Origin of the sequence: Blautia sp. AF26-2 (assembly GCF_003460955.1) — a bacterium.
Taxonomy (GTDB): domain Bacteria; phylum Bacillota; class Clostridia; order Lachnospirales; family Lachnospiraceae; genus Fusicatenibacter; species Fusicatenibacter saccharivorans.
Window position 1 is genome coordinate 164,508 of the sequence record NZ_QTWD01000008.1, and the last position, 13,318, is coordinate 177,825.

At 45.4% G+C, this 13,318-nt stretch carries 10 protein-coding genes; 3 read left to right on the forward strand and 7 right to left on the reverse strand.

Features of this window, described 5'->3' with window-relative positions; all coding sequences use genetic code 11:
• Positions 1-120: 120 nt before the first annotated feature.
• Positions 121-1,122 carry a LacI family DNA-binding transcriptional regulator gene (locus tag DWY63_RS12070; protein WP_117802290.1) on the forward strand — a complete coding sequence of 334 codons (1,002 nt, stop codon included), beginning with the start codon at positions 121-123 and terminating at the stop codon, positions 1,120-1,122.
• Here DWY63_RS12070 and DWY63_RS12075 read toward each other — a convergent pair.
• Both DWY63_RS12075 and pdxR read right to left on the reverse strand, forming a co-directional pair.
• Positions 1,117-1,884, reverse strand: coding sequence for a GNAT family N-acetyltransferase (locus DWY63_RS12075; RefSeq protein WP_117802291.1), 768 nt, complete (start codon positions 1,882-1,884; stop codon positions 1,117-1,119). The two genes, DWY63_RS12070 and DWY63_RS12075, sit on opposite strands and share 6 nt — an antisense overlap.
• A gap of 90 nt (positions 1,885-1,974) precedes the next feature.
• A complete protein-coding gene (gene pdxR / locus DWY63_RS12080) occupies positions 1,975-3,429 on the reverse strand; it encodes a MocR-like pyridoxine biosynthesis transcription factor PdxR (protein WP_117508913.1) in 1,455 nt (484 codons plus the stop codon).
• Between the two features lie 157 nt (positions 3,430-3,586).
• On the opposite strand from pdxR, the gene pdxS reads away from it, so the two are divergent.
• Together pdxS and pdxT are read left to right on the forward strand one after the other, a co-directional pair.
• The gene (pdxS, locus tag DWY63_RS12085) at positions 3,587-4,468 is read left to right on the forward strand and encodes a pyridoxal 5'-phosphate synthase lyase subunit PdxS (RefSeq protein ID WP_117508912.1); all 882 of its coding nucleotides are present in this window, start codon (positions 3,587-3,589) and stop codon (positions 4,466-4,468) included.
• A complete protein-coding gene (pdxT, locus tag DWY63_RS12090) occupies positions 4,468-5,049 on the forward strand; it encodes a pyridoxal 5'-phosphate synthase glutaminase subunit PdxT (RefSeq protein WP_117508911.1) in 582 nt (193 codons plus the stop codon). Before pdxS ends, pdxT begins: the two co-directional genes overlap by 1 nt.
• 113 nt (positions 5,050-5,162) lie before the next feature.
• On the opposite strand, the gene DWY63_RS12095 is transcribed toward pdxT, so the two are convergent.
• The 5 genes from DWY63_RS12095 to DWY63_RS12115 all read right to left on the reverse strand — a co-directional run bounded on the left by DWY63_RS12095 (position 5,163) and on the right by DWY63_RS12115 (position 13,299).
• On the reverse strand, positions 5,163-6,851 hold the full coding sequence (locus DWY63_RS12095; RefSeq protein ID WP_117508910.1) for a heparinase II/III domain-containing protein: 1,689 nt from the start codon (positions 6,849-6,851) through the stop codon (positions 5,163-5,165).
• A gap of 121 nt (positions 6,852-6,972) precedes the next feature.
• Positions 6,973-8,760: a family 43 glycosylhydrolase gene (locus DWY63_RS18460; protein ID WP_117508909.1), complete on the reverse strand. Its 1,788-nt coding sequence runs from the start codon at positions 8,758-8,760 to the stop codon at positions 6,973-6,975.
• Positions 8,761-8,772: 12 nt separating this feature from the next.
• Positions 8,773-9,705 carry an AraC family transcriptional regulator gene (locus DWY63_RS12105; RefSeq protein WP_158568368.1) on the reverse strand — a complete coding sequence of 311 codons (933 nt, stop codon included), beginning with the start codon at positions 9,703-9,705 and terminating at the stop codon, positions 8,773-8,775.
• Complete coding sequence (locus DWY63_RS12110) at positions 9,698-11,443, reverse strand: glycoside hydrolase family 35 protein (RefSeq protein ID WP_117508907.1); 1,746 nt, start codon at positions 11,441-11,443, stop codon at positions 9,698-9,700. Before DWY63_RS12110 ends, DWY63_RS12105 begins: the two co-directional genes overlap by 8 nt.
• A gap of 224 nt (positions 11,444-11,667) precedes the next feature.
• Complete coding sequence (locus tag DWY63_RS12115) at positions 11,668-13,299, reverse strand: extracellular solute-binding protein (RefSeq protein WP_117508906.1); 1,632 nt, start codon at positions 13,297-13,299, stop codon at positions 11,668-11,670.
• Positions 13,300-13,318: the final 19 nt, after the last annotated feature.

Consider the following 13,318-nt stretch of genomic DNA (forward strand, 5'->3'; position numbering starts at 1 on the left):
CAAGGTATTGATTGCTTTTTATCTTATGATTTTATATAATGATACCGGGATCAAAAGGTCTTTTGACACCTATGATAGCTGGGAGTTTACATTTTTTGTTTTGTGAAAGGATTGCCGATTATGACTACCATTCAGGATATTGCTGATAAAATGGGTGTTTCCAAGAGCACGGTATCCAAAGCGCTCAATGACGCGCCTGATATCAGCGAAGCTTTACGGAAACAGGTTTTGGAAACTGCCGTGGCTCTGGGTTATACGAAGCTGCGGCGTTATAAGAAACCGACAAGAAAAGTCTGTATTATAATAGAAAAAGAGAATATGCGGTATCAGGAACCGCATCATTTTGCCTATGATATCCTGGTGGGTTTTCGTCAGATGGCAGAACCGGCCGGATTTGATGTTGAAATTGTGCCTGTTGATATTAAGACCCAAAGAAGCCAGCATTATGATGTTTTCATGCTGGAGCATGATTATATAGGAGCTTTTGTAGTCGGCTTTTCCCTGAGCGATCCCTGGATTCAGGACTTTAAGGTCAGTCGCACACCGGCTGTTCTTTTCGACAACTATATGGTAGGGAATCCTTCCACCGCTTATGTAGGTATTGATAATGAGGAGGGAATGGAACTTGCCGTCTCTTATCTTGCAGGACTTGGACACCGGAAGATCGCCTATCTGAGCAGTTCCCTCGGTGCCCGGGTTCTCCAGGCACGCCATGCTGCCTTTCTCCGTTCCATGCACCAGCACGGACTGAAGACTTCTCCTGCTACGATCGGCTGTTCTTATTATCTGTCAGAATGTATGGAAAAGCACCTTCCCCGTTTCCTGGAAAATGGAATCACTGCTATTATTTGCAACCAGGATACCCTGGCTAGTGCAACGCTCACGCAATGTCAGCAGCTGGGATTCCAGGTTCCTGATGATATCAGCATTATCGGATTTGATGACCTGCCGATTGCCGCTTGTACGTCACCGCCCCTTACGACCATCAGACAAGATCGGCTGGAGCTCGGAAAAAGTGGATTTTTTGCATTGTCAAGTCTTCTCAATCACATCCCGATCAGTACATATTTGTTGCATGCACAGCTGATTCAGCGGGAATCGACAGGAAAGGTTCCTTCATAAATTCATCTCATCAACAATATTTGCCGGTTTTGCAGTCATTTCTACCCATGCCGGAATAAAACCGCTTTTAACAGCGTTTCTTACAGATCTGACATTAGACCAGGCGGTACAGTAAAAAGGTACTTTTCCCCTGTTTATGATCTCTTTTGTAAGTCTGCTTGTCAGTGCAGAGGCAATCCCCTGTCGTCTGTATTCCGGCAAGACATCCACACCAATCTGCCACATATCGTCGCAATCGGCAGAACAGGCGGCAAGTCCCACCAGCGTGCTTCCATCATATGCGCCGACGCCAAGTACATCCAGATTCTTCCGATCTTCGCAAAGCGCATTGCTCCATTCCGGTCGATACAAATCCGCAAAATCTTCCTGTGTCAATACTCGTGTCTCATAGGCGCAGGAAAGAGTCGGTATCCGGCTGATGTCCGGCAGATAGTATTCTGCCATGAAACATATTTTGTGACCTTTTTCAGCTAAACGTTCATTCAGCCAATGCATGTTTGGTGTCTCAAAACAGTGGTAAAATTCGAATTTGTCTACATACGCAGATACCAGATCCATAGTCTCCGGTATGGAAGCCGCCATGATATTACTTCCATAGGAAACCAGATTGCAGGTAATAGGCTCTTTCAAATATTTGCGGGCCTTCTTTCCTAATTTTATGGGAACAACAACATTTTTGTCCGCCTTGAAATCTTCCACGCGGCATCCCATATCTTCCGCAGACTGCCTCATGGCAATCTCCATCATTTCACGATTCGTCATGTGCTTTTCTCCTTTATGAGTTTGTAATAGAAACTGCTGGGCATCAGAGAAGCTCATTCCCTGCAGTTATTTTTGTGGATCAATTTATGATTATTCCTGGCTCTTTTTCATCTCTGCCTCAAATGTGTTTTCCGTCATATGCGCCCGTAGAATATGAAGCAGCACTCCCGCTGCCCGCTCCATTGCTGCCGGATCAATGGAGGAATAATTCATGACATACGTATTTTCCTGCTTTGCCGCCTCCGCTGTGTCTGCGTAATAGCCGGAGAGCGGCTTTAATTTTACGCCGCGGGATTTCGCCTGCGTGACGATCTCCTCTTCTTTTTGATCGGTGCAAAGATGCATCAGGAAATGGACGCCTGCTTCTTCCTCTTCGATGGTTACGTAATCACCGAGCGGCTTCTTTTCAAGCGCCTGCAAAATCAGATCTCGTTTGTTCTGATAATAGTTCCGCAGCCGGTTGATATGTTTTTCGAAACTGCCGTTCTCAATAAACTCTGCCAGTGTGTACTGCTCAAAGTTGGAAACGGTACACGAATAAAACGACAGCTCGCGGTAAAATTTCTCTGCCAGTGTCTGCGGCAGCACCATATAGCTGATCCGTACCGTAGAAGCAAGTGTTTTTGTAAACGTATTCATATAGATGACCTTGTCCGATACATCGATGCTCTGCAGCGTTGGAAACGGCTTTCCGCCGAGACGCAGCTCACTGTCGTAATCATCCTCAATGATATAGTGATGCTCTGATTTTGCCGCCCAGCCGAGCAGTTCATAACGGCGGCTGACTGGCATGACTGTCCCAGTCGGAAAGTGATGGGACGGGGATGTATGAATAATATCAACCGATCTTTTTTCCAGCTCCTGCACCGAAACACCGTCCTGGTCGAGCGGCACTGGCGCGTACCGCACCTTCATACTCTCATAAATCCGCGCAATTTTGTGATACCCGGGATCCTCTACTCCATAAACAAGATCGTTCCCAAGAAGCTGAATCAGAATGTTATGCAGATACTCCGTTCCTGCGCCGACAATAATCTGCTCCGGCAGCACCTGCATTCCACGAAACTCGCGCAGATATTTTGCAATCGCACTGCGCAGCTTTAAAATCCCGGCGCACGGGGAATTGATCATCAGCTGGATCCGGTTATCATTCAGAACAGCACGCACCGTCCGCGTCCAAATTGTGAACGGAAAAATTTCGCTGTCCGTCTGATTGCTGGAAAAATCCGCAAAATAGGAAGTCTCCCCGTTTGCCACCTGCAGAATCTCTTTTGGCACCGCATCCCGCATGGAATCCTCAATTTCCAGCTCAGCCGCATAAAATCCGCGCTTTGGCATGGAGTACAGATAGCCTTCCGCAACAAGCTGCGCATAGGCATTCTCGACGGTAATGACGCTGATACCCAGATTTTTTGCAAACGTCCGTTTCGACGGCAGCTTCTCTCCCGGACGGATGTTTCCCAGTAATATGTCGTTTTTGATACATTTATATAAATATTCATACAGGGAATCTGACCCTATATTCGCAAAATTATACGTCAGCATCCAACCGTTCTCCTCTCATCTGACCTTACTGAATATATTTGTTTTGGCAATTTTTTTATAGTCACTTTACCAGTATACTGTGAGGCATAACAAAAGTAAAGCCAAAACAGAAACAAAATTTATCACCTGATATTTATCAGGCAGGGAGGAGATTATTATGACAGCAACAAATGAGAGATACAAACTGAACAAAGAACTGGCACAGATGTTAAAAGGTGGTGTGATCATGGATGTTACCACACCGGAACAGGCCCACATCGCAGAGGAAGCTGGTGCCTGTGCCGTTATGGCACTGGAGCGGATTCCTGCAGACATCCGTGCAGCCGGCGGCGTTTCCCGTATGAGTGATCCGAAAATGATCCGTGGCATCCAGGAAGCCGTTTCCATCCCGGTTATGGCAAAATGCCGCATTGGCCACTTTGTAGAGGCACAGGTTCTCGAAGCCATCGAAATCGACTACATTGATGAGAGTGAGGTTCTCTCTCCGGCAGATGATGTTTACCATATCAACAAACGAAGCTTCAAAGTACCGTTTGTCTGCGGTGCAAAGGATCTCGGTGAGGCACTCCGCCGGATCAATGAGGGCGCATCCATGATCCGTACCAAAGGTGAGCCGGGAACCGGCGATATCGTACAGGCCGTCCGCCATATGAGAAAAATGAACAGCGAAATCCAGAAACTGACCTCCATGCGTGAGGATGAGCTGTTTGAGGCAGCCAAGGTCCTGCAGGTTCCGTACGACCTTGTTCAGTATGTTCATGACAACGGCCGTCTCCCGGTTGTCAACTTTGCAGCCGGCGGTGTGGCAACTCCTGCCGATGCAGCACTGATGATGCAGCTTGGAGCAGAGGGTGTGTTTGTTGGTTCCGGTATCTTCAAATCCGGCAACCCGGCAAAACGTGCGGCTTCCATCGTAAAAGCCGTTACCAACTACACCGATGCGAAACTGATCGCAGAACTCTCCGCTGATCTCGGCGAGGCTATGGTCGGCATCAATGAGCAGGAAATCGCCTTACTGATGGCAGAAAGAGGAAAATAATGAAAATTGGAGTGCTTGCACTGCAGGGTGCGTTTGCAGAACATGAAAAAGTATTAGAGCAGCTTGGCGCGAAATGCATCGAACTGCGGCAGGCCCGTGATCTTTCCGAGCCTTACGATGCGCTTGTACTGCCGGGCGGTGAGAGTACCGTTCAGGGAAAGCTCTTAAAGGAGCTTGGCATGTTCGATACCATGAAAAGCCAGATTGAAAACGGTATGCCGGTTCTCGCGACCTGTGCCGGTGCGATTCTTCTGGCCGAAAAGATCGAAGGACAGATCAAGGGACAGCCGGAACAGTATTTCGGCACGATTCCGATGTGCATCAGGCGGAATGCCTACGGCCGCCAGTTGGGCAGCTTCCACACAGAAGCACCGGTTGCGGGCATTGGAACAGTGCCGATGACGTTTATCCGTGCGCCGTATATCGCATCTGTGGGGGACGGCGTGGAAGTGCTCGCGGTTGTGGAAGAGCGGATCGTCGGTGTAAAATACAAAAACCAGATGGCCTTCTCCTTCCATCCGGAACTCGACCCGGATATGAGGATTCATAAGACATTTCTTTCGATGATCAGCAACGTATAAAGCAAAAGACTGTGCAAATGGTAAATTCATTTGCACAATCTTTTGCTCTGTTTTCGTACCGCAATGCAGCCTCACTGAATATCTTCCTTCTAACAACGTCAGGAGCTTTTGTATTATTCCGGGCAAAGTACAAATCGGCTTCGCCAGATATTTTCTTTTCCGTCAGCTTCCCATTGAATCAGAAACACAGTTTCCATTTTTCCTTGATGATCTCTATGAATGCATGGAATAATTTGAATCTTTTCCGGAGAAACACCATCTATTTTCAGAGTTCCCCTGTCACCGATTCGAATCCGGTCTTTTTCCCGACTTACGTTCTGCCGTGTGACAAGATTTTCCGTGAAGCCATTATCCAAAGGAGCGGTCTTCAGGCAATCTTTGATCTGAAGTTCACCGGTTTCCCTGCAAAAAACAGCAGTCCGTATCAGTTTTTTCCTGCTTTCTTTCTCATATGCCCCAGCAAAGGAAATCGAAATTTCTCCTGTCTCGGAGTAATTCACTGCATCGGCACGATATGTTTCCCCTTTGCACTGTTCCTTTCCATCCAAAATCGGAACGCTATGGCCACGTGAACTACAGCAGAGTACGGAATATCGTTCGGGGCCAAAATATGCTTTCGTGTATTCTCCGGCTCCAAGATCACTGATAATTTCTTCTTCCCCGATAAAATACAGAAAGCTGCCGACATCGTTATGATTGTGCGGCTCCCCGTTGTTTCCACCTTTGATTGCGAATGCGGTCTGATGCTTTCCAGTTGCAATTGCCCATTCGGCATCCGCCAGATAAGTAAACGTGCCGGAACATACCCGTTCCTCTGCAGCATTCTCGGAACCGTCCGACCTGCTTTTTAACACATTCAGATATTGCTTCGTCCAGATCCAGTCCCTATATGCGGCATTCCAGCGATAACACGGATCTTCCCCAAAATGCATTGCCCGTACCAGCGGCGGGATTTTAACATTTGGATCCAGCATTGCAAAATGGCAGGTAAGTCCCATCCGGTAACGGCTTTTGCTGTCTCCGTCAGAAAAGCTTAACGTATTTCCGCCCGGGAAATAGCATTTCTGCTGAAATTCCATGATTTTCCGCTGCTTTTTTCCATCCAGCAAGTCAGTTTTCCCGCCCGTTTTTTCTTTCAGAAGTTCCGCGAACATGGAAAAATAACTCATTCCATATTCCCAATAGCCAAGACCTTCCATGCAGGCGCCGTCCTCGCCGAAGCTCGCAAGAAAGCAGGAAAGATCCCGGGTCACGCGCGTCAAGATCTGTTCACAGTTTTGATTGATACTCTCGATGCTTTCCGCATTCGGAAAAAGAACAGGAAAAAGCTCAGATGCATAGCAGGCGGCTGCTCCTACGGATCCACAGCAAACAGCATTCCAGTTACTTTTACTCGTTTCCCACCAGAATGCACCGTTTTCCTGTATAAGAAACGGCTGCAACACTCTCCTGCTGCTTTCCTTCCAGATCCGACACAGTAACTCCGGCCGCAGATCGTTTCGAAGTAGAAACGCAATTTCCAGAAGTGACTGTGCAGTCTCGCACGCAAAAAGATCCAATGTAATCTTCCACTTTTCATCCTTTTTCCGCTTCACATGTGCCGGCAGCGCCCAGCAAGTTTCCGCACAAATCTGCTCCAGAACCCATTCCAGGCCGGAAAGATCCATAGAAATGTCCCTCTCTTTTGCAAACAATGCATTGAACGCAAAAGCAACGAGGTATTTCCGGCGTCCAAAGTAAGCTTCTTCATACCGCAGCCGGTTCCCCGTCTTTTCAAACAGAGAAAAAAGCTCCTCTGTCAAAACAGGGAAATCCAAAAGAGAAAGCGTTTCGGCTTCTCTTGAAAGCTCTGTTTCATATTAGAAAAGATACTGCTGCAATTCTTGTTCTGTTCTTCCGTTCATATATTTTTTCTCCGTAAACCTAGACAATCACTTCCATCATTTTTCCGGCTTCGTCAAACTCCAGCGGGGCCACGCAGGTTTCCCGGTGGAATCCCTTTCCCTCCGGATACTGCGCAAGCGGTGTGCCAAAACGATGGTAAGCAATCCAGTATGCATCTTTTCCAGGCACCTTACAGATGCTGTGATGACCCGTTCCAAGAACACCTTTTTGCACATCTTTCTGAAGAATCGTCTTTTCAAACCGAACCGGTCCGTACAGGGAATCGGACGTTCCATAGTTTACATGATAATTTTCACTTCCTGTATCATCACAGGACCAGGTAAAATGGTAAATTTCATCCCGCTTCAGAACCGTAACCGCCTCACGGAAATCGTACAGTCCTTCCAGATTTTTCATCGTCTCCGGAACAATATGCATCATATCCGGTGTCAGTTTTGCAATGGCCGCATAACCATTTCCAAACAGGAGATATGTTTCGCCGTTTTCCTGATAGATCGACGGATCAATCGTCTGACTCATCTGGATCTGATACGTTTCCATCATTTCCATGGTGATCATGGGTTCTGCTGCAGGCACAAACGGTCCCTCCGGATAATCAGATACTGCTGCTCCAATGCAGGATTTGCCATCAACACGCTTTCCACAGAAATAGTAGTAATACTTTCCATCTTTTTCTGCAATGCATGGCGCCCAGGCACTTCCTACCGCCCACGGAACATCTCCATCTGCCATGTCGAAAATATCAGCAGCCTTCTGAAATTTTCTCAGATCCTTCGATGCAAAAACAGAAAATTTCGTACCGGACCAGTCGGTAAAGCCATCCGTTGTCGGATACAGGTAATACGTTCCGTCAAAACAGGCAAGATCCGGATCTGCAAAGAGCCCTTCTACGACCGGCTTTTTGTGATCAAAAAATCGTTCCAGCAAGGCAAGCTCCTCGTCAGTAACTGCAAGAACGCCACCGTGGCGTTTTTTTGTTTTTCCAAGAGCATATTCCTTTTCCTTTAAAATACGGAATTTTCCCGAAGAAAGATCATCCGTTAAAAGAGGAAGATATCCTTTTCCCTCCGCAAACTGATCCGCAATCAGACACCATGTCTTCTGATCCGGTAGCAGATAACATTCCGGTCCTTCTACGCCAAACAGCGAAGAAAGTGTTTCTGATGGGATCTCCTGAAAATTGCCCGTCAGGGAGTCACAGGACTCCAACAGCAGACATTTATTCGTCTCATCCTTGGAAATCCGATAGTATACACCTTCTGATTCTACCATCGTTGTATCAATCACATGTTCTTTCCGCTCCATGTAAATAAATGGCTCGGAAAAACTTTGAAAATCAGATGTCCAGGATGCATAGATCCGCTGTTTGGCTTCCGTATCACCGGAAAGTTTTACCATAGATGCCCAGAAAACCAGAAACTGCTCTCTTTTTGAGTCATAGATTCCTTCCGGTGCCCAGACGCATCCGGCTCCCGGAACACCTATGGTACTGGCACGCTCCGCACTCCAGTGAACCAGATCCTTCGATTCCCAGACAATCAGATCACGGCTTCCGCGATATTGTGCCGTATCCCAGCCTTCTCCTGCTTCGATCCGTAAATCGGTTGCTATCAGATAAAATTTCTTCTGCTTTGGATCACGCAGCAGAAACGGATCGCGAACACCTTGCATTCCAAGATGAGAATATAAGACTGGCTGTCCGTCATTCAGATCCTCCCAGTGAAGTCCATCCCTGCTGATGGAAAAATAAATCTGTTCTCCATCCTTTTGTTCTCCGGTAAAATGTACAAATAAATAGCCTGCCATATTTTGTTCTCCTTATCTGCTTTTCATATAGTTCATAGGTGTCATTCCAGTCATTTTTTTAAAGACTTTACTGAAATAACTTTCATCGGAAAATCCGACTTTTTCGCTGACCTGCGAAATTTTAAGCGAAGTTGTACCAAGAAGCTCCTTGGCATGGGAAATTCTGACTTCCGTCAGGTACTGAAAAATCGTTTTTCCTGTTGTCTGACGAAAAATCCGATTTAGATAATCAAAGTTTCCACCAAGCTGCTCTTCAATCAATACTCCGGAAATTGGCTCGCGATAGCAGTTATTCAGATAATCCAAAAGATCATATATTTTCCGGTAGCTTCCGACCACTCCGGTTTTTTCCTGGGCAAGCGATGTTACAAACTGTCTGGAAACCAAAATCATCATCTCCAAAATCTGACAGGCACACAAATTGTAATAACCTTCCATACGATTTTTCTGACAGGTAATTCCATCATTGATTTTCTGCAGAATTTCAGAATAAGAAGAAGTGTCGGAAAGATGCATATATTTTGGCAACGCAAGAAGCGAAAGACTGACGCGTTCCTGTCCGGAAAGGGTACAGGAATCACTTTGCATGGACTGCGTTCTCTTTCTTAAAATTATCGCAGTTGTCTGCTCATTTGTCATCTTGTTTTTTTTTATGGATTTCTGATGGAAATGAATATAATGGTATTCACAATGTGTTGCTCTTTCCCCCACATGTATTTTATCCGGATCCAGAATTAAAAAATCCCCCGGTGTTAAATGATACCGTACACCATCCTCCAAAAGAAACATCTCACCCTGACGCACCAGATAAATAATGTATTCCAACGGCATTCTTCTTTTATGAATATACGGCGGTTCAATCACCGCCGTATCTGCCAGGCTAATTTCCGGTAGTTGACTGCTGTCATACTGATAATAAATGTTTTCCTTCATTCTTTTAGCCAAGATCCGGTTCATCGCAGAGTGTAATGATTCCCGGCACTTTTCCTTCTGTTTCAAAAATCAGAATCGTATTCGTTCCTTTTTTTAAAAGCGGACCCGGAATATATAATCGTTTCTGTGGCCCAATTTCCCAGAATCTTCCAATATTAAATCCATTTACAAGAATGCAACCTTTTCCCCATCCGGTAAAATCAAGGAAGGTATCTCCCGTCTCATCTGCTTCGAAGCTAAATTCATAAAATCCCGGTGTACCAGGAACGGATGGAATTGTAAAATCAAGATGTTCCAGATGTTCCATCGGAAGCGTATATTCTTTCCAATAATAGTGATTATGACCATTAACCTGTACGCTTCCATCAATCCCTTTTCTCTGTCTTTCGAGATTCGGACCGAAATTTACTCTTCCCATATTTTCCATCAAAATAGAAAGTTTCTGTCCTTCCGGTTTATTCTCCTCCCATTTTATTTCATCAAGAAGTTCTCTGTCATACAGTGTAACAGTTGGGATTTCATCCACAAAAATGTTAGCTCTGTCGTTAGCTCCCCACAGCCGCAGTGTTTCCAATGGCCCTTCATCTTTCAACTGGCTTTCGTATAAAATATATCCGTATCCCTGATCCAGTTTTTCCATTGACACCGGGTATACACTCTCCATCGCTTTACTAATCCGGTCTTTGTTTCCGAATAAAGATGTGCTTCTTTTGACACGAAGTTTTCCATATGATTTTCTGCGAATTTCTGTACTAAGTTTTACTTCCGGAATTTCGGTATATTTCCGGATTACATTCTGGAATGCCGTATACTTCGCCGTAATCTGACCGTCTTCCGTCAGCAGTGCATCATAATCATAAGAAGTAACATCCGGTGTCAGCTCATCATAGTAATTGGATCCATTCGTAAAACCAAAATTGGTTCCACCTTCAAACATGTAGATATTCACATGGCCCTCGGAAAGAATTTCGTCCAGATCTTTTGCATGTTCTTCTAAATCACCGGTCTGATGCGTTTCTACACCCCAGTTATCAAACCATCCAACCCAGAATTCCATACACATCAGCGGTTTATCGCCGATTTTCTTTTTCATGACGGCAAACTGCTCTTTTCCTTTGGAACCAAAATTTCCGGTCTGTAAAACACCTTCCACTTTTCCGCAGTCAAAAGCATCTCCCCAAGGACCATCCGATGTAACCATCGGCACTTCACAGCCGCAGTCAATCATCAGCTGTTTCATGTAATCCAGATACGATTTGTCATCTCCGAAATATCCATATTCATTTTCCACCTGCATCAGAATAACAGAACCGCCCCGTGTAATCTGAAGCGGTGCGATCACTTCAAATAATTTTTCATAATATTCTTTCACATGTTGTAGAAATGGCGGATAGAAACAGCGAAGGCGCATGCCGTCTTCCTTCAGCAGCCAGTATGGCAATCCGCCAAACTCCCATTCTGCACAAATATAGGGAGATGGCCGGAGAATCACCATCAAACCAAGCTCCTGGGCCAGTTTTACAAATCTGGTAATATCCAGAATTCCGGAAAAATCAAACTTTCCTTTCTCTTTTTCGTGAAGATTCCATGGAATATACGTTTCCACCGTATTGCAGCCCAGAGCTTTTAATTTTTCCAGTCGGTCGCGCCAGTATTCCGGCACAGTACGAAAATAATGCATACCTCCGGAAATGATTTTTACTTTCTTTCCGTCCAGATAAAAATCTTCTTTTACTTCAAACGTCTTCATAGTTCCTCCTGTTTCTGAAATTTCCATCTTTTTTATGTTAAAAATAATATGTCTGCCAAATTTCCCGTGACCGGAACGGAAACATTTGACTCGCAAAAGGGAGACACCAGAGGCATCATGTCTTTTCCGGTATCTCCCTTATCTTGCTTATCATGAAATCACAGAATTATCTGCCAGGTTTTGTCGCTAACCTTTCTTGTTCTACGGTCAAGTGAACACCTTTTTTATTCACCTCTTGTGAAATCCGGTGTTCCATTTTCCTCTACAAAAGCATCTAAATCTTTCTGAATTGCTGCCTTTACATCGTCATAACCGGCCGCTTTCAGTTCTTCTCTCATCTGATCGACAGTTGCCTTCGGATCATCTACCTGACCATATGCCAGCTGCGGGATATATTTTGCGAGAACATTAGCCAGTGCTGCCTGCTTTGCCTCAATTGCAGTTGTATCAACAATCAGGTTTTCAAATGGATAATCATAACCGATTTTATCCAGCGAACTGATCAGATCATCGGTTCCATCCCACCAGCTTTCATCCTGCAGTTCCAGATCATCATTACGTCCCATCCAGAAATTGGAATCCAGGGCATCTGTACTGGAATCAAATCCATCTGGTCTGCCCAGCTTGCCATCTTCTGTTACAATATAATCCTCACCTTCAATACCATAGTTTAACAGACGATAGCACTCTTCATCATTTCTTAACAGATCATATACCATCAGGGCGCGTTCCGGATGTGTGGAGTTTGCACTGATAGCACATGCACCATGCTCTTTCAGCGGATGCTGTACGTTCTGATTTTCTTCGCCCCAGTAATAGAACTGCGGATCGGAACCCGGCTGTTTCTTCTCCATATTCGGAACAATCGTAGAATAATAGGTCTGGGCATGATGCTGATCCGCACCGGTTGTTCCGGCATAAAACTCTTCTCTGGTGTCTCCGTCAAAGTTCAGGACATCTTTTCTCCATACACCCATGTCATTCCATTCTTTCATCAGCTCTGCCGCATCATAAAGGCTGTCATCCTCTACATACGGAGACATAACGGTTGTCGGATCGTCCTGCATAACACCCCAGAAGTCTGTGTAAATACCAACACTGGCGCAATTGAATGCCGTATATTCCTTTTTCGAAGTAATATAGCCGCCAAGAATACCTCCCGTCTGGTTTTTGCCAGCGATATCCCACGGAATAACATCTTCCTTATTATCTTTAATATACTGGAAATACGTCGTCAGATCTTCAAATTTTGTAATTTTTCCATTTTCCAGACCTGCTTCTTTTGCCCAGTCTCCACGATAGAACATACCATGGTTCGTATACTGTGTATAGTGATCTTCCGGTATGAAATAAATTTCATCGTTATATTTGCAGATATCCCAGTCTCCGTCTGCGGATACCTGTTCCCAGGTCTTTGGCGCATATGTTTTCAGCATATCCTCGGAAAGTGGAAGAAATGCGCCCTTCTTTGTATTTTCCCATCCGTACAGCCAGTCCGTTGCCGTACAAATCAAATCCAGACTGCTGTCTCCACTCAACAGCTTCAGATTATACTGTGTCTGCCAGTCTGTCCATTCTATGTACGTAAACTCGAGTTCTGCATTTACTTTTTCCGTCAAAATCGGATTCAGTTTGTCCAGCATGGCTTCCAGTCTGCCATTGGTCGGTTTGTTTCCCAGCACCAGCATGTTAATTACTTCATGCTTGGAAGTATCAATACTTCCATCTTCCTTTACGCTTGTGTTGCCGGATCCGCTGCTTTCGGACCCACTGCTTCCGCATCCTGCCATACTTGCAATCATCAGGGAAGCCATTACCAGTGCTACTGCCTTTTTACCTGTTACGCGTTTTCTCATAGCGTCCTCCTTCTTTTCC